This is a genomic window from Stenotrophomonas sp. SrG, from assembly GCF_050031795.1.
GTDB classification, from domain to species: domain Bacteria; phylum Pseudomonadota; class Gammaproteobacteria; order Xanthomonadales; family Xanthomonadaceae; genus Stenotrophomonas; species Stenotrophomonas rhizophila_A.
The window spans coordinates 1-231 of record NZ_JBNBBE010001674.1 but is presented as its reverse complement, the minus strand read 5'-3'; the positions used below and the strand labels follow the sequence as shown (position 1 = coordinate 231).

At 71.4% G+C, this 231-nt stretch carries 1 pseudogene; it reads right to left on the bottom strand.

The annotated features are described in order from the left end of the window. A pseudogene (locus ACQG3P_RS25060) lies at positions 1 to 231 on the bottom strand (acid phosphatase); the annotation flags it as partial.

Below are 231 nucleotides of genomic sequence, written 5' to 3'. Positions count from 1 at the left end.
GAACACGAACGGCCGTGTGCGCTTGTAATGGTCCTTGGCCGCGTACGTGGCCAGGCCCGCAGCGACGAGGGTGCGGTGCAGCAGCAGGTAGAGGCGCGGCGTATCCTGCTGGCTGATCGGCACCCCCAGCGCGCAGGAAAACGTGCTGGCCCCCTGCGGGAAGCGGAGGTCGGCATCGCGGCTGGGTAGGGCGTAGGGAGGGCTGGAGGTCTCCGGCGGCGGTGCGCGGCG